Origin of the sequence: Streptomyces sp. NBC_00012 (genome assembly GCF_045040875.1) — a bacterium.
In the GTDB taxonomy this organism is placed as follows: Bacteria; Actinomycetota; Actinomycetes; order Streptomycetales; family Streptomycetaceae; genus Streptomyces.
This window is the reverse complement of the sequence record NZ_CP108309.1, coordinates 3,537,089-3,553,579: the sequence shown is the minus strand read 5'-3', so window position 1 is coordinate 3,553,579 and position 16,491 is coordinate 3,537,089. Positions and strand designations below refer to the sequence as shown.

Here is a 16,491-nt window from a genome sequence, read left to right as displayed (position 1 = left end):
GGCCACCCCGGAACCGGGCTCTCAGGGTCGATTCGGGGGCCGACCCTGATGCCCTCACCCGTACGGGCATGTGACGATCGGGGCATGCCAGCCGCCACCACCCGAGCCGCCAGCTCCCGCAACCCCGCCCCGGAGGAGCCGCCGCTGCGCAGGCTGTACCGCAGCGCCGACGGACGGCTGCTGGGCGGCGTCGCGCGCGGTCTCGCCGGGCACCTCGGGCTGCCCGTCGTCTGGGTGCGGTTCGTCTTCCTCGGACTCTTCTTCGCGGACGGCCTCGGCTCGCTGCTCTACGCCGTGTTCTGGATCGTCGTCCCGCTCGGTGTCGGCGGCGTCGAGGCACCACGCTCGGTCTTCGAGACCGCCCCGGACGGCAGGCGTCGGCTCCGCAAGCCGGACCGGGGCCAGGTCTTCGCCCTGATCGCGCTGCTCCTGGGCGCCATGATCTTCGTCGGCAACGTCGACATGGGCAGCGGGGCCAACCGCTACATCTGGCCCACGCTGCTGATCGGCGCCGGTTCCGTACTGGTGTGGCGGCAGGCCGACAACGCCCGGCGCGCCCGCTGGATGGAGGTCGGCAGCCGCCGCCGGGTGCTGCATCTGGCCCGGGGGCTCGCGGGGGTCGCCCTGGTCGGCCTGGGCCTGGCCGTCTTCATGGTGGTACGCGGCTCCGCCGCCCAGCTCGGCAACGTCATGACCGCGGCCATCGCCGTCCTCACCGGCATCGCGCTGCTGGCCGGCCCCTACCTCGTACGCATGACCCAGGACCTCTCCGAGGAACGCCTGATGCGCATCCGGGCCCAGGAGCGCGCCGAGGTGGCCGCCCACGTCCACGACTCGGTGCTGCACACCCTCACCCTGATCCAGCGCAACGCGGACGACGCCGGCGAGGTCCGCAGGCTCGCCCGCGCCCAGGAACGCGAACTGCGCAACTGGCTGTACAACCCCGAGGGCACCGGCAAGGACGAGGACGACGAACCCGAGACCCTCGCCGAAGCGGTCAAGCGCGCCGCCGCCGAGGTCGAGGACAAGCACGGTGTCCCGCTGGAGGTCGTCGTGGTCGGCGACTGCCCGCTGGACGAGAAGCTGACCGCACAGATGCAGGCCGCGCGCGAAGCGATGGTCAACGCCGCCAAGTACGGTGGCGAGGGCGGCGCCGTGCAGGTCTACGCCGAGGTCGAGGGCCGCACGGTCTTCGTGTCGGTGCGCGACCGGGGTCCGGGATTCGACCTGGACTCCGTGCCGGGGGACAGAATGGGCGTACGAGAATCGATCATCGGCCGGATGCAGCGCAACGGCGGTACGGCGCGGCTGCGTTCGGTGCCCGGTGGGGGCACGGAAGTCGAGCTGGAGATGGAGAGGGCGAGCGATGACCAAGATCACTGAGGCGACCGGGGGCCCGGAGCGCCGGGTACGGGTCGTGCTCGTCGACGACCACCGGATGTTCCGCACCGGAGTCCAGGCCGAGATCGGCCGCACCGAGGAGACCGGCGTCGAGGTGATCGGCGAGGCCGCCGACGTCGACCAGGCGGTCACCGTCATCACGGCGACCCGCCCCGAGGTCGTCCTGCTCGACGTGCACCTGCCCGGCGGCGGCGGCGTCGAGGTGCTGCGCCGCTGCGCCCCGCTGATGGGGGCCGTCGAGAACCCGGTGCGGTTCCTGGCGCTGTCCGTGTCGGACGCCGCCGAGGACGTCATCGGCGTCATTCGCGGCGGCGCCCGCGGCTATGTCACCAAGACCATCACGGGCGCCGACCTGGTCGACTCGGTCTTCCGGGTCCAGGACGGCGACGCGGTGTTCTCGCCCCGGCTGGCCGGCTTCGTCCTCGACGCCTTCGCCTCCACGGACGCGCCGCCGGTCGACGAGGACCTGGACCGCCTCACCCAGCGCGAGCGCGAGGTGCTGCGGCTGATCGCCCGGGGCTACGCCTACAAGGAGATCGCCAAGCAGCTCTTCATCTCGGTGAAGACCGTCGAGTCGCACGTCTCGGCGGTGCTGCGCAAGCTCCAGCTCTCCAACCGCCACGAGCTGACCCGGTGGGCGACGGCGCGACGGCTGGTCTGAGCCGGCCGAAGGGCGGCGGGTGCGTCAGGCCGGTTCGAGCGAGATGTTCAGCTTCTCGCCGACCCTGCGGTAGCCGATGCCCGCGTAGATCCGCTCCACGTCGGCGTCGCCCGGCTCCAGCCACACCACCCGGCAGCCGCGCCCGAAGGCGGTCGCGGTCAGATGCGCGGAGAGCGCGGCGCCGATGCCGCGGCGGCGGTAGGCGTCGGCCACGGCGAGACCGGCCAGCTCGGTGAGGCCGTCGACCGGGACGGAGCAGCCGCCCGCGCCCGCCGGCACGCCGTCGACCGTGGCGAGGGCGGCGACCCCGCCGTCCCGGGCCGCGGTGCGCAGCCAGTCGGCCATGCCGCCCTCGGGTTCGCCGGTCCCGCCGTAGCCGTGGTGCTGGACGAGCGCGGCGGCGTCGAACTCCGCGTCGGTGGCCGGTTCGGCGATCGTGAGGGAGCGCACCGGCTTCGGTATCCGCAGCTCGTCCGGTGCGCAGGCCATGACCGGGGCCCGGTTCTCGACGGTGAACCCGGCGGCGAGCAGCGCGGGTTCGACCGCCGGCGCCGAGCCGGGCAGGAACTCCAGCCGGGGCAGCCGGTCGTGCTCGCGGAACGCCGCGATCAGCGCGTCGATATCGGCGGGTGTCGGCTCGGCGTCCTGGTCGGGGATGGCGTAATTGGCGTACTTGAGCGACCAGTTCGGGTTGTAGTGGACGGTGAACGGTCCGACCCGGAGGTGGTCCGGGGAGCGCTGGGCGAGCGTACGGGCATGGGTCTGGACATCGGCGTCCATGGGCATGTGGGGTGGTCCTTTGGCCGGTCGGGCGACGGCGGGCCGGTCCGATGGCGGTCCGGCCCGAAGGCGGTTGCTCCGATGACGGATCGGCCCGAAGACGATTGCTTCGGTGGCGGGCCGACCCGGATCGGGGACGGGAGCCTATGCCACCCGGGTGGCCCCGGCGAAGGGCATTTGGTCGATCGGCGCGATCCGGACCGGTGACCCGGTGCGCGGGGCGTGGATCATCTGCCCGTTGCCGATGTACAGCCCGACATGGCTGATGCCGGAGTAGAAGAACACCAGGTCGCCCGGTGCGAGTTCGGAGCGCGAGATGCGCCGTCCCGCGTTGATCTGGGTGTACGTGGTCCGGGGGAGCGAGACACCGGCGGAGCGCCAGGCGGCCTGGGTGAGCCCGGAGCAGTCGAACGAGGAGGGGCCGGTGGCGCCCCAGACGTACGGCTTGCCGAGCGCCCCGTACGCGAAGGCGACGGCCTCGGCGGCGCGGGCGTTCGGCGCCCGGACGGCGCCGCGCGCGGCGGAGCGGTCGGCGTGACCGGCGAAACGGGTGCCGTCGGCCGATCCGTGGCCGGCGTTCTCGTAGGCGGTGCGCTCGGGCGGGGTCAGCCGGTCGAGCAGTCGCCGGGCGTCGGCCAGCTTGGTGGTGATCGTCGCCTTGTGCTTCTTCAGCTCGGCCCGGCGGGAGGTGAGCGCGGCCAGCTCCCCCTTGGCCTGTGAGCGCAGTGTGGCGATCTGGGCGACCTGTCGCCGGACCTTGCCGAGCGCGGCGGCCTGGCGGTCGCCCATCCGGTCCGCGTACGACGCCCGCTCCAGGTACTGGTCGGGGTCGGAGGAGAGCGCCAGCTGCACGGACGTGGAGAGGCCGCCGGAGCGGTACTGCGCGGCGGCGAACGAACCCAGTGCGTCGCGCGAGGCGTTGAGGCGCCCGGTCCTGCGGGCGGCCTCGTCGCGCAGGTCGTCGAGGGCGTCCTCGGCGGCGGACGCCTTCTCCTTCGCGCCGTTGTACTGCTCGGTGGCGACCTCCGCGTCGTGGTGCAGCCGGTCCACCTCGGCCTTGACCTGGGCGGGGGTGCGCTGCGGGTCGGCGTGCGCCGGGCCGGGCAGCACGGCGGCGGTGGCGGCCCCGGTGAGGGCGAGGGTCGCCGCGGTGCGGGCAGCAGGGCCGGTGTACAAGCGCTGCTTGGGTTTTCGATGCGCTGCCACGAGGGCGTGCGTCCTTCCTGACGACTGCCCGCCGGGGGCTACCGACGGGCCCGCCGCAACTCTCGGCGGGGCGACCGGTGCGCCGTCCGCGTACGGAGCGGAGGTGAGCCGGTCGTCTGGTCAGCGACGCTAATCCCGGGGCACAGGCAGGAGTCGTAATGACGCTTATTGTCTGAATTTGGCGTGGCAATGGCGTCGAGTGATCGGAAAAATTGCACCAGAGTCAGGCAATTGGTACAGACGCGAGTGAAGTGGTCAGGAAGGCACACCTGCCTGCCGGGGGGTGATATGGCCGGGGCTAGGCTGCGGCCTCATGGACGTACTCATTCATGTCTTCGTCGCCCTGCACATCATCGGAATCGCCTCCCTGCTGGGCGGTTTCCTGACCCAGATGAAGGCGATGGGCGCGGGCACGGCCCGGTTCGTCCCGGCGATGCTGCACGGTGCGCTGACCATGCTGGTCACCGGTGTCGCACTGGTCGGGCTCAACCAGGCCGACGGCAACCATGTCAACAACATCAAGATCGGCGTCAAGCTGCTGGTCCTGGTCGTCGTCCTCGCGCTCGTCTACATCAAGCGGGACGAGGAGAAGGTCGACAAGGGCGCCTTCGCGGCGGTGGGCGGACTGACGATGCTCAACATCTTCATCGCCACGCTCTGGACCTGATCCCGCCCGCGCCGTGCCGTCTCGGCACCGGGGCGGCACGGCGCGCGGAGGCCGGCTAAGCGGGCCGCACGCTGCCGTAGATCGGCATGTAGTAGATCGACTCCTCGCGCACGTTCGCCCCGGGCTTCGGCGCGTGGATCATCATCCCGTCGCCCTTGTAGATGCCGACGTGGCTGATGTCGTCGTAGAAGAAGACGAGGTCTCCCGGCCGCAGGTCCGCCGTGGCGACCCGGGTGCCGATCTTGACCTGGTCCCAGGTGGTGCGCGGTATGTCCACGCCCGCGGACTTCCACGCGGCCTGGGTGAGCCCGGAGCAGTCGTACGACGCCGGGCCCGTCGCGCCCCAGACGTACGGCTTGCCGATCTGGTCCCTGGCGAAGGCGAGGACCTTCTCCGCCTTGGTGGTGGAGCCGCTGTCCGAGCCGGTTCCGGACCCCGTCCCCGCGCCGCTGCCGCCGCCCGACTCCTTCGCGGCCTCCTCGGCCTTGCGGTCCGCCTCGGCCTTCGCGGCGGCCTGCCGCTTCGCCAGCTCCTCGGCCTTGCGCTTGGCCTCCGCCTCCTTCTTGCGCTCGATCTCCGCGAGCCGCGCCTTCTCCTCGGCGGTCAGCTTCGACAGCAGCGTGCGCGCCTCGCCCAGCTTCGTCTGGACGTTCTGCTTGCTGGTGCGCAGTGTGTTCTGCGTCGTCGTCAGCGTCTCCAGGCTCCGCACCGCCTCGGCCCGCTTCTTCGCCGTTCTGGCCTGCTGCGTACGGAAGTCCGTGATCGCCTTCTGCTGCCGGCTGGTCATCCGGTCCATCAACTGGCTCTGGTCGAAGTACGACTGCGGGTCGTCGGCCAGGAAGAACGTGGCGCTCGGTGTGATGGAGCCGCTGCGGTACTGCGCGGCCGCGTAGGTGCCGAGCGTCCTGCGGGCGTCGTTCAGCTTGTCGGCGCGCTCGGCGACGTCGTCCAGCAGGGCGTCGACCTTGCCGCGCTGGGCGGCGGAGGCCTCCTTCGCCTGGTTGTACTGCTGGGTCGCGGTGCCCGCCTGCCGGTAGAGGTCGTCGACCTTCTTCTGTACGTCCTCGACGCTGGGCTTGGGATCGGGCGCGGCCATGGCGCTCTGCGTGGAGAGCAGCGTCACGGACGCCAGGGCCGCCGTGGTGAGCCCGACGGCCGGTGCGGTGGTGCGCACCCGGGTGCGCGGCTTGCGATGGGATGCCAAGGCGGCATCTCCTTCCGTGGACCGCCTACCGGGTTAGCTGTCGGGTTCGGGCGGAACGGAAGGCTGCCCTACGGTCCGAGTGGGGGATAAGGACCGATTCACCCCAGTACTGCGTGTGGGTCCCCGGTTCCGAGCTCCCTCGGGGGCAGCCCGGATTCGGCGGAGGCGCCCGCTCGGCGTGGTTCGCCTCAAGGGGGTACGGGCCGCCCGGTCGAGCACGGTAGCCAACCCATGGTGCTGCTGTGAAGGTTGATGTTCGATATGCCCGATACGTTTTCGTGACCTTGTCGGAGTGGGCGATGGGGACCGGGAATTCCTCACCCGCTGTGGGCGCGCACCTCCGCTGGGTGTCCGTCGCGATGCGTGGTTCGCCATGCGGCCGACGCCTGTCGGTCCGGCGCCCTAGACTCGACTAGCGATGAGCAGCCTCTTTGACGACAGCTTCCTGGCCGGCCTCCAGAACACGGAGGAAGAGCCCCCGCCGCCCCCCGAGGACTCCGCACCCGAAGAGGTGCCGGAGGACCTCTTCGCGGGCGTGTTCGACGGGCCCCCGCCGCCCAGGGACGCCTACTACCGCGACGGCGCGCACCGCCCCGTCATCGACTCCGCGGCGCTCCTCGACGGGCTGAACACCGAGCAGCGCGCCGCCGTCGTCCACGCGGGCTCCCCGCTGCTCATCGTCGCCGGGGCCGGCTCGGGCAAGACCCGGGTGCTGACCCACCGGATCGCCCACCTCCTCGCGGAGCGCGGGGTGCACCCCGGCCAGATCCTGGCGATCACCTTCACCAACAAGGCCGCGGGCGAGATGAAGGAGCGCGTCGAGCAGCTCGTCGGACCGCGCGCCAACGCCATGTGGGTCATGACCTTCCACAGCGCCTGTGTGCGCATCCTGCGCCGCGAGTCGAAGCGGCTCGGCTTCACCTCGTCGTTCTCGATCTACGACGCCGCCGACTCCAAGCGGCTGATGGCCCTGGTCTGCCGCGATCTCGACCTCGACCCGAAGCGCTTCCCGCCGAAGTCGTTCACCGCCAAGGTCTCCAACCTGAAGAACGAACTGATCGACGAGGAGACCTTCGCCGGCCAGGCGGCCGACGGTTTCGAGAAGACCCTCGCCCAGGCCTACGCGATGTACCAGTCCCGGCTGCGCGAGGCCAACGCGCTGGACTTCGACGACATCATCATGACGACGGTCCACCTGCTCCAGGCGTTCCCGGACGTCGCCGAGCACTACCGCCGCCGCTTCCGCCACGTCCTGGTCGACGAGTACCAGGACACCAACCACGCCCAGTACACCCTCGTGCGCGAGCTGGTCGGCCCGGCGGGCGAGAGCGACGCCCCGGCCGAGCTGTGCGTCGTGGGCGACGCGGACCAGTCGATCTACGCCTTCCGCGGCGCGACCATCCGCAACATCCTCCAGTTCGAGGAGGACTATCCGAACGCGACGACGATCCTCCTGGAGCAGAACTACCGCTCCACGCAGACGATCCTGTCCGCCGCCAACGCGGTCATCGAGCGCAACGAGAGCCGTCGCCCCAAGAACCTCTGGACCAAGGCCGGCACGGGCGCCCGCATCACCGGCTACGTCGCCGACACCGAGCACGACGAGGCACAGTTCGTCGCCGACGAGATCGACCGGCTCACCGACGCGGGCGACGCCAAGGCCGGTGACGTCGCGATCTTCTACCGTACGAACGCGCAGTCCCGCGTCTTCGAGGAGATCTTCATCCGCGTAGGCCTGCCCTACAAGGTCGTCGGCGGCGTGCGCTTCTACGAGCGCAAGGAGGTCCGGGACATCCTGGCCTACCTGCGCGTCCTCGCCAATCCGGAGGACACCGTCCCGCTGCGCCGCATCCTCAACGTGCCCAAGCGCGGCATCGGCGACCGCGCCGAGGCGATGATCGACGCGCTGTCCATGCGCGAGAAGATCACCTTCCCGCAGGCGCTGCGCCGGGTCGACGAGGCGTACGGCATGGCGGCCCGGTCGGCCAACGCGGTCAAGCGGTTCAACACGCTGATGGAGGAGCTGCGCACGATCGTCGAGTCGGGCGCGGGCCCCGCCGTGGTCCTGGAGGCCGTCCTGGAGCGCACCGGCTACCTCGCCGAGCTCCAGGCGTCCACAGACCCGCAGGACGAGACCCGGATCGAGAACCTTCAGGAACTGGCCGCCGTGGCCCTCGAATTCGAGCAGGAGCAGGGAGCGGCCGGCGCGGCGGGCGAGGACGGCGCGGACACGGCACCCGGCACCGGCGCTGGGACGGGCACGCTCGCCGAGTTCCTGGAGAAGGTCGCGCTCGTCGCCGACTCCGACCAGATCCCCGACGAGGACGAGGACGGCTCCGGCGTCATCACACTGATGACGCTGCACACCGCGAAGGGCCTCGAATTCCCGGTCGTCTTCCTGACCGGCATGGAGGACGGCGTCTTCCCGCACATGCGGGCGCTGGGACAGGTGAAGGAGCTGGAGGAGGAGCGGCGGCTCGCCTACGTCGGTATCACCCGGGCCCGCGAGCGGCTCTATCTGACCCGGGCCGCTATGCGCAGCGCGTGGGGGCAGCCCTCGTACAACCCGCCGTCGCGGTTCCTGGAGGAGATCCCGGACCAGCACCTGGAGTGGAAGCGGACCGGGCCGATGGCGGCTCCGGCCGGACCGACGTCGGGGATCACGTCGTCGCTGTCCTCCTCGCGTTCGCGCTCCGGACCCTCGGGCTTCGCGACCCGGCGGACCTCGGACAAGCCGACGATCACGCTGGCCGTCGGGGACCGGGTCACGCACGACCAGTTCGGGCTCGGCACGGTCACGGTGGTCGAGGGCATCGGCGACCAGGCGAAGGCGACGGTCGACTTCGGGGACGAGCGGCCGAAGAAGCTGCTGCTGCGGTACGCGCCGGTCGAGAAGCTGTAGACGGGGGCGGTGCGGCGGCCGGGACTGTCGTCCCTGGCCGCCGCACGGGCTCCGCTGCTCCGCCCCTTCGGCTCAGGTCGGGTTGACGCCGTGGCTGCGGAGCCAGGGCAGCGGGTTCACTGCCACTCCGCCACCGGGGCGCACCTCGAAGTGCAGGTGCGGGCCGGTGGAGTTCCCCGAGTTGCCGGAGTAGGCGATGACGTCACCGGCCTTGACCGGGCCCGAGCGGATCTTGGTGCTGCTGAGGTGGCAGTACCAGGTCTCGGTGCCATCGGCCATGGTGACGATGGCCATGTTCCCGTAGGCGCTGTTCCACTGGGTACGTACGGTGCCGTCGGTCGCGGCCATCACGGGGGTGCCGTACGAGACGGGGAAGTCGATGCCCGTGTGCACGGACATCCAGTTGACGCCCGCCTGGCCGAAGTACGCGCTCAGGCCGTGCTCGGCGACCGGGATGACGTACTTGGGCCGCAGCGCCTCCTTGCGGGCGGCCTCTTCCTCGCGCTTCTTCTTCTCGGCGGCCTGCCGCTCCCTCAGGTCGATGCGCTCCTGGGTACGGCTGGCACGGTCGGCGAAGTTCTCCGCGTCGGCGCTGAGGTTGGCGAGCTGGGTGTCCAGCTTGTTGTTGGCGGCGACCGGCTTGACGGTGCCGGGATCGGCGGCCGCCATCGTGGACTTGGCGTCGTCCTTCTTCTCCTCGCCGCCCAGGCCGCCGACGGAGGCCGCGGCGATACCGGCCACGCTCATCACACAGGCGGAGGGGACGGCGACGGTGAGCAGTGCGGAACGCTTCGCGGGGGAGCGCCGCCTGCTGCGGCCGCCACCGCCGTTGCGGGTGGCGGGACGGCTGGGCGTGCGGCGCGAGCCGGGCGCGATGTCCGTGAGCTCTGTGGGCTCTGTGAGATCCGTGATGTCGGCGGTGTCCGCAGAGTCTGCGGCGTTCGCGACGTCCATGGTCTCCGCGCCGTCCGCGTCGCCCGTGCCGGTGGCGTGGTGGAGCTCGTAGGGGTCGTGGGAGTCCAGGTCGGTGTAGGACTCGTACGATCCGTGCGCCTCGTACGAAACCTGTGCGGTTTGCGTAGTTTGCGCGATTTGCTGATCGTGCTCGGGCGTGGCGCCCGTGTTCCAGGCGGTGGCGTCGTACGCGCCGGAGTCGTAGACGGCCGTTTCTCCGGTGGCCCACTGGTCGTTCGTGTGCCAGCCGGTGGTGTCCCACTGGCCCGTGGCGTCCGGGGCGCCGCCCTGCGCCGGGATCCCGGCGAACGTGGCGGTGGCGGTCGCTTCCGTGCCGTAGTCGGCCGCGGGCGTCCAGGTGGCCGTGGTCTCGTACGTCGGCCCCGCCTCGTACTGCTGCTGGGGCTGTGCGGCGTACGGGGCATAGGCGTCGTACGAGGTGGTCGGGTGCGCGCCCGTGTCCCACTGCGTGGAGTCGTACTGGCCGCTGTACCCGGGCTGTCCGGCGCCGTAGCCGCCGCAGTATGCGCCGTCGTGGCCGCCGGGGAGCGAGCCGAAGAGCGGGTCGCTGTCGAAGCTGCCGGTCGCATCGCTGTCGTATCCGGCGTACCCGGCGTGGGGGTGCTGGTCGTTCACCAACTTCTCTCTCGCCTCGGCAGCAGGACCTGTGCTCTGGGGTACCGGTAGGGGTGGATCCCAGGGGGAGCAGTGGCCGCGACTGTACCCGGCGGTACGCGACGCCGACAATCTTCGGCGGGCACGGGCCGCTCAGGAAACGGGCAATCGGCCGTCTTTCGACGGAGTGCGCACACAGCCTTGGCCTTATGTTCGAAACTCGTTCTATTTGTGGGGTCCCTGTCGGCCTGTCTGCGGGCTCCTGCCGGCTCCGCAGGACCGTCCGGCCGCGCCGATTCACGCGGCTCCTGCGGTTCCGGTGGCCTCGGCCGTCGGGTCGCGGGATTCCAGCGCCTGCCGGACGGCGGTGGCGACGGCCGGATGTACCGGCAGCGCGAGATGGCCGATCCCGGTGACGCGTACGTTCTGCGCGTCCAGATCCGGATGGTCGATGCGGCCTGCCTCGGCCGGGACGATCACCCGGTCCAGCTCGCTCCAGAAGCTCACGAACCGGGTGCGGCAGCCGGGCGCGGGCATACGCAGCTCCTCGATCGGTGCGGAGCCCGCACGCATCTGCCGCACGATGGGGTGAGCGCTCGCCAGCGGGGCGACGGCCGTGCCGCCGTGCGGTGTGCCGAGGGTGACCAGCGTGCGGACCCGCTGGTCACCGCCCAGCCGCTGTACGTAGTAGCGGGCGATCAGGCCGCCCAGGCTGTGCCCGACGATGTCGACCTCGTGGTGTCCGGTGCGGGCGCAGATCTCCTCGACATGCCGCCCGAGCAGTTCGGCGGCCGTCCGGATGTCGCAGGTCAGCGGTGAGTAGTTGAGCGATTCCAGGTGGTGCCGTCCGTGCCGGGCGAGGCAGCGGCGCAGCAGGACGAAGACCGAACGGTTGTCGATGAAGCCGTGCAGCAGGACGACCGGGGGGTGCTCGTCGCCCTCGGCGGGGCGGGCGCTGGCGCCGGCCGGGGCGGTGGCGCCGGGAGGTGGGGTGGCGCCGGAGGGCGAGATGGTGCGCGGAGACGGGGTGGCGCCGGGGGGTGAGGTGGTGCCGGGGGGCGGGGTGTGCGGCCCGGTCCGCCGTTCCCCTGCTATGCCGGTGGGATAGATGAGCAGATGCCCGGCGAGAACCGCCAGCTCCAGGGCGGTGGCCTTCAGCAGCGCGGAGGACGGCCGGGCGGCAGGGAGCGGACACGGCATGCGCAGCAGCGAGGGAAGAAAAGGCAGGTCCTTCATGGCCGACCTCCTGCTCCGGCAGGCGGGGGAGGCGGCTCCGGCCCCGGATGCCCTCTCATGGGGTGCCGTCGCGGCGGTGCGGTCGGCCGGGCGGCCGGACGGATGACCCGAGCGGCCGGGTCCGGCCGAATGCCGGGCCTGGCCGTACCACCGTGCCGCGCGGCTGACGGCGCGGTGGTACGGCGACCTCGCAGCGGCTCCCCTGGCGGCCGGTCCCGCACGGCAGGTCTGCCGCGTGATTACGGGAACGGCGCCCGGCGAACATGTCCCACGTGTGATTTCCCCCTCCCCGTCCACCGCGAAACGACGGCTTGCGGGATGCTGTAGATAACGTTCGTTCACATCCCCGGCCCTTCAGGCACGGGAGACGCATGTGGAGGCAGTGATGGGTGTGACCGGTCCGATCCGTGTGGTAGTGGCGAAGCCGGGCCTGGACGGCCATGATCGCGGGGCCAAGGTGATCGCGAGGGCGCTGCGGGATGCGGGCATGGAGGTCATCTACACCGGGCTCCACCAGACGCCCGAGCAGATCGTGGACACCGCGATCCAGGAGGATGCCGACGCGATCGGTCTCTCGATCCTCTCCGGTGCGCACAACACGCTCTTCGCCAAGGTGATCGAGCTGTTGAAGGAGCGCGAGGCGGAGGACATCAAGGTCTTTGGCGGCGGCATCATCCCGGAGGCGGACATCGCACCGCTGAAGGACCAGGGCGTCGCGGAGATCTTCACCCCGGGCGCCACGACGACGTCGATCGTCGACTGGGTCAACGCGAACGTCCGTCACCCCGCGGAAGCCTGACCTCCGTCGGACTCGGGGCCTTCCTCGCCCTGCTCCCGCGCTGCTCCCGTCCTGCTCCCGTCCTGCCCCCGCGCTGCTCGGCGTTGCGTTGCGGGAGGGACGGGGGTGGGATGCCGCCCGGCCGCCGGCATTGCCCGGCCCGACTCGACCCGGCCTGATCCGGCCCGACTCGGCTCGGCTCGACTTGGCCTGATCCGGTCCGGCCAGGTCCGGTCCGGGCGGGCCCGATCCGCCCCGTTGTGCGTCGGCTTCGTCAGGCCGAGGTCAGTTCCGAGTCCATCGCCGCGCGCAGCCGCAACGTGGAGACCAGCCGCTGGAAGGCCTCGGACCAGTAGCCGTTCGCGCCCGGTGAGGCGTCCTCCGGTTCGTCCGGGGTGGTGGTGAGGACCTCCAGGCGGTCCGCCTCGGCCGGGTTCAGGCAGCGTTCGGCGAGGCCCATCACGCCGCTGAAGCTCCACGGGTAGCTGCCCGCGTCCCGGGCGATGTCCAGGGCGTCGACGACCGCCCGGCCCAGCGGCTCGGCCCAGGGGGTCGGGCAGACTCCCAGGAGCTGGAAGGCTTCCGACAGCCCGTGCGCGGCTATGAAGTCGGCCACCCAGTCGGCCCGTTCGGCCGGGGGGAGTATGCCGAGGAGCTTCGACCGCTCGGCGAGCGACGCCGTGCCGGGGCCGTGGGACGGAGGTACGGAGGGGGCGCCGAGCAGTGCGCGGGCCCACTCGGGGTCCCGCTGCCGCACCGTTGCCCGGCACCACGCCGCGTGCAGCTCCTCGGCCCAGCCGTCCGCGACCGGCAGGTCGACGACCTCCCTGGCGGAGCGGCCTGAGAACCGTGCGGGCCAGGTGGCGAGCGGGGCCGCCTCCACCAACTGGCCGAGCCACCACGACCGTTCCCCCCGGCCGGACGGCGGGACCGCTACCACGCCGTCACGCTCCATCGCGGCGTCGCATTCGTGCGGTGCCTCCACGGCGACCGAGGCCCCGTCGCCGGTGAGGTCCGGGCTCACGCAGGACAGTGCACGGGACGCCATCCGGCCGGCGAGCGCCGACTCCGGCAATGCGGAGAGCAGTTCGGCGGCCGTCGAGCGGACGTTGCGACTGCGGTCGGAGAGCGCCTGTTCCAGGAAGGGCTCGTCCACCGCGGACAGTCCGGTGCGCAGCGAGTCCAGAAACATCAGCCGGTCCTCGGCCCGCTCGGTGGCCCAGGTGGTCGCGAGCAGCGCGAGTGCCGCCGAGGGATCGTGCGCCCGAACGGCCCCGAGCAGGGCGACCCGCTCGGCGAACAGCCCCTCCTCCCATAGCCGGGTGACCGCTTCCGGATCTGTCGGGTCGGGCAGCGGCGAGCCGCCGGAGGAACCGCGCAGCGCGAACTTCCACTCCGGGTTCAGCCCGGCCAGCCACAGTCCGCGCGGCCCGGCGAAGGCCAGGACCTGCGGCCGCAGGTCGGTACGTGACCTGGCCGCGTCGAGCAGGGCCGGGAGCAGCGCGGCCGGGGCCTGGAAGCCCTGCTGGTTGGCGGTGGCCAGCCACTGCGGGATCAGCTCCGTGAGATCGGGCGCCGTACCGCGCCGGCCGCCCGAGCCGCCCGACGCCGACCGGTCCGCCAGCAGTTGGGCGAGCCTGCGCCGGGCGGCCGGGGGCAGCGGCGGCCTCGGGTCGGCGGGCGCCGGCTCTGGCCGGGCGGCAGGGGCGGCGGGCAGCAGACCCGCCCTGCGCCGCACGGTGTGGAGCGCCGCCGCGTCCAGCAGCCCGGCAGGTCCGCCGTCTCCCGCCGCCGGGCGGCGGTCGGTGCCGAGCAGCGCCGTGGTGACGAGCTCTTCCCACGGTGCGGGTGTGATGGTGCGAGGCATCGGTTCCCCTTGCATTGATCCCCCTGCGAGCTTCGAGTCCAGCGTCAGATGAGCGGCACGGTCCTGGACGACGCTCCGGCACGGCCGATCCCGGCATCGGTATCGGCGTCTGCTCCGGCTCTGGCTCCGGCTCCGGTACAGGCGTCGGACCCGTCGGACCCGTCGGACCCGGCGGGCCAGGCCGCGAACGGGTCGAAGCCGCGGTGGCCGCACTCGCCGAAGACCGTGACCGGAGAGCCGCCGGAGAGTGCGACGAGCTTCCACAGCCCGGGGCGGGACAGGGCAGCCGGGACGATGGGCAGCGCCGCATCGCCCGCCGCGTCCACCAGCTGCCAGCCGTCCCCGGACGGCACGGGTATGACATCGCGCAAGGTCACCGGCCAGGCGTCCAGCCAGGGGTCCTCCCGCAGGGCGTCTCCGTACGCGGCCGTCGCGGCCGCCGTGGTGTCGCCCGGTGGCGGTGTGCCGGCCGACGACGGCACACCGAACTGTCGGCCCAGCTCCGCCCGTAGCCGGCCGGAGCCCGGATGCGGCGTGAGCTCGGCGTCGATCGTGACGCCGACCGGCAGCGCCAGGCCGGGGGAGCGCCCGGCAGCTCCGAAGGAGAGCAGCAGGGCAGTGCGGCCCGTCTCTCTCCCGTGCAGCCAGATGCGGCGGGCGACGATCTTGCCGTCCGGGGTGTCGTACTGGGCGAGGACCAGCCAGTGGTCGCGGACCGGCGGGCCCTCGGCGGAGGCCGTCAGCCCCACCCGGGTACGGACCGTGGCCGCCAGTGGCTCCGGCAGCCGGGCGATCCCCAGCCACGCGCTGTCCAGCAGATGCAGCAGCGCGCACTCCTCCAGCAGCCGTGCGGGCCAGCCCGGACCGGATGCCGGTATGGAGCCCAACTCCCGGACCCGGGAAGCGAGTCCGGGCGCCTGGGCGTCGACCATGCGGGCCGCCGTCTCCTCCCAGAGCCCGTACCCCGGCTGATCGGCCGCCGCCAGCCCCCCGCGCAGCAGATCGGTCAGCCGCTCCTCCAGCTCCTGTGCGCCGCCGGTGATCCGCTCGGCGCGGCGCTCGGCCCGCCGCCGGGCGGCCTCCGGGTCCGCCGGACCCGCGGACGGGGCCCCAGCCATCCCCGCAGGCTTCTCCGTCTTCTCGGCCGACCGCTCACGGCGGCCCGTCAGCCACTCTCCGGCCCAGTCCGGCACCTCGCCCTCGGGCAGGGACGACTCGCCCGACGCCCAGACCAGCAGCAGTCCCAGCGCGTGCTTGCACGGGAACTTCCGGCTGGGGCAGTTGCACTTGTACGCGGGGCCGGTGGTGTCGATCACGGTCAGGTACGGCTTGCTCCCGCTCCCTTTGCACTGGCCCCACACCGCACCCGAACCGTCGCACCCGCCGCCCGACCACGGACCGGCCGAACCGAGCCTGCTCCCTGCCTTGCGTGACGCATCGTCAGGAGCGAGGGCCAGTACCTGCTCCACCGTCCAGCGCGCCACCGGGTCGGTGGTGCGCAAGGGTTCTCCCCCGTGAGATAGCAGCATGGGGACGACGGTAGAGCGCCCCACTGACAATCGCTCCGACCTGCTGATTCCTCGTCACGCGCGCATCTTGACTTTACTCGCCCTTTGCGATTCGCTGCGACTGACAGACCCATGGATCCGGGGGGATCAGCCGATGAAAAACACCACTCGCAACACCCGCAGCGTCCGTAACCTTCGCACCGTCAGGACCGCCGTCGGCGCGGCCGTCGTGCTCGGCCTCGGCCTGGGCCTCGTCGGCTGCTCCGGGACGGCCGACGAGGTGGGCAAGGCCGTGGACGAGGCGGTGGACGAGACGTACGAGGTCACCTACGAGGTCACCGGCACGGGCGTCGACGAGATCCAGTTCCACGGCGGCGGGGGCAAGGCCATGGAGCCGAAGATCGAGACGGTCAAGTCGCCCACTCTGCCCTGGCGGAAGACCGTCACGCTGCGCGGGATCATGCCGCCCGCGGTCATGCCGATCGCCGTCGACGCGGACGGGGCCGACGTCTCCTGCTCGATCACGCACAAGGGCAAAGTGATCAAGGAGGCGAAGGGCGAGGGCATGCTCACCGCGGGCGGCTGCGTGGCCGTATCGCCGGTGGCCGGCTGAACCGTCCGTCCGCAACTCGTCGCCCGCAGCCGGTGGATCGGCCCTGACCTGCAGTCGGGGCCGATTGTCAGTGCCATGGTGCACGGTGGGAACCACATC

13 protein-coding genes and 1 riboswitch are annotated in these 16,491 nt (G+C 71.8%); of the genes, 6 read left to right on the top strand and 7 right to left on the bottom strand.

Annotated elements, in window-relative coordinates:
• Window positions 1-84 precede the first annotated feature (84 nt).
• Window positions 85-1,383, top strand: a complete 1,299-nt coding sequence (locus OHA19_RS16095) for a PspC domain-containing protein (RefSeq protein WP_405715929.1) — start codon at window positions 85-87, stop codon at window positions 1,381-1,383.
• Window positions 1,367-2,062, top strand: a complete 696-nt coding sequence (locus OHA19_RS16090; protein ID WP_405715930.1) for a LuxR C-terminal-related transcriptional regulator — start codon at window positions 1,367-1,369, stop codon at window positions 2,060-2,062. Before OHA19_RS16095 ends, OHA19_RS16090 begins: the two co-directional genes overlap by 17 nt.
• 24 nt (window positions 2,063-2,086) lie before the next feature.
• On the opposite strand, the gene OHA19_RS16085 is transcribed toward OHA19_RS16090, so the two are convergent.
• Both OHA19_RS16085 and OHA19_RS16080 read right to left on the bottom strand, forming a co-directional pair.
• The gene (locus OHA19_RS16085) at window positions 2,087-2,848 is read right to left on the bottom strand and encodes a GNAT family N-acetyltransferase (protein WP_405715932.1); all 762 of its coding nucleotides are present in this window, start codon (window positions 2,846-2,848) and stop codon (window positions 2,087-2,089) included.
• Window positions 2,849-2,986: 138 nt separating this feature from the next.
• Window positions 2,987-4,048, bottom strand: a complete 1,062-nt coding sequence (locus OHA19_RS16080) for an NlpC/P60 family protein (protein ID WP_405715934.1) — start codon at window positions 4,046-4,048, stop codon at window positions 2,987-2,989.
• 313 nt (window positions 4,049-4,361) lie between these two features.
• Between OHA19_RS16080 and OHA19_RS16075 the strand changes: the two genes are divergently transcribed.
• Entirely contained in the window at window positions 4,362-4,715 is a 354-nt protein-coding gene (locus tag OHA19_RS16075; RefSeq protein WP_405715936.1) for a hypothetical protein, read from the top strand.
• A 55-nt stretch (window positions 4,716-4,770) separates the two neighbouring features.
• On the opposite strand, the gene OHA19_RS16070 is transcribed toward OHA19_RS16075, so the two are convergent.
• Window positions 4,771-5,919, bottom strand: a complete 1,149-nt coding sequence (locus OHA19_RS16070; protein WP_405750609.1) for an NlpC/P60 family protein — start codon at window positions 5,917-5,919, stop codon at window positions 4,771-4,773.
• A 6-nt stretch (window positions 5,920-5,925) separates the two neighbouring features.
• A riboswitch (cyclic di-AMP (ydaO/yuaA leader) is annotated at window positions 5,926-6,091 on the bottom strand.
• Between the two features lie 246 nt (window positions 6,092-6,337).
• On the opposite strand from OHA19_RS16070, the gene pcrA reads away from it, so the two are divergent.
• Entirely contained in the window at window positions 6,338-8,821 is a 2,484-nt protein-coding gene (gene pcrA, locus OHA19_RS16065; protein WP_405715940.1) for a DNA helicase PcrA, read from the top strand.
• 72 nt (window positions 8,822-8,893) lie between these two features.
• Here pcrA and OHA19_RS16060 read toward each other — a convergent pair whose 3' ends face one another.
• Window positions 8,894-10,411 (bottom strand): M23 family metallopeptidase, encoded by a 1,518-nt coding sequence (locus OHA19_RS16060; protein WP_405750607.1) that lies wholly within the window; start codon window positions 10,409-10,411, stop codon window positions 8,894-8,896.
• Between the two features lie 276 nt (window positions 10,412-10,687).
• A complete protein-coding gene (locus OHA19_RS16055; RefSeq protein ID WP_405715943.1) occupies window positions 10,688-11,626 on the bottom strand; it encodes an esterase/lipase family protein in 939 nt (312 codons plus the stop codon).
• A 385-nt stretch (window positions 11,627-12,011) separates the two neighbouring features.
• On the opposite strand from OHA19_RS16055, the gene OHA19_RS16050 reads away from it, so the two are divergent.
• Window positions 12,012-12,425: a cobalamin B12-binding domain-containing protein gene (locus OHA19_RS16050; protein WP_124716864.1), complete on the top strand. Its 414-nt coding sequence runs from the start codon at window positions 12,012-12,014 to the stop codon at window positions 12,423-12,425.
• Window positions 12,426-12,678: 253 nt separating this feature from the next.
• Here OHA19_RS16050 and OHA19_RS16045 read toward each other — a convergent pair whose 3' ends face one another.
• Window positions 12,679-14,271, bottom strand: coding sequence for a DUF5691 domain-containing protein (locus tag OHA19_RS16045; RefSeq protein ID WP_405750604.1), 1,593 nt, complete (start codon window positions 14,269-14,271; stop codon window positions 12,679-12,681).
• 44 nt (window positions 14,272-14,315) lie between these two features.
• Window positions 14,316-15,800, bottom strand: coding sequence for an SWIM zinc finger family protein (locus OHA19_RS16040; RefSeq protein WP_405750601.1), 1,485 nt, complete (start codon window positions 15,798-15,800; stop codon window positions 14,316-14,318).
• 133 nt (window positions 15,801-15,933) lie between these two features.
• Here OHA19_RS16040 and OHA19_RS16035 point away from each other — a divergent pair, with 133 nt between their 5' ends.
• Window positions 15,934-16,392 (top strand): hypothetical protein, encoded by a 459-nt coding sequence (locus OHA19_RS16035; protein ID WP_405750598.1) that lies wholly within the window; start codon window positions 15,934-15,936, stop codon window positions 16,390-16,392.
• The last annotated feature ends 99 nt before the right edge of the window (window positions 16,393-16,491 follow it).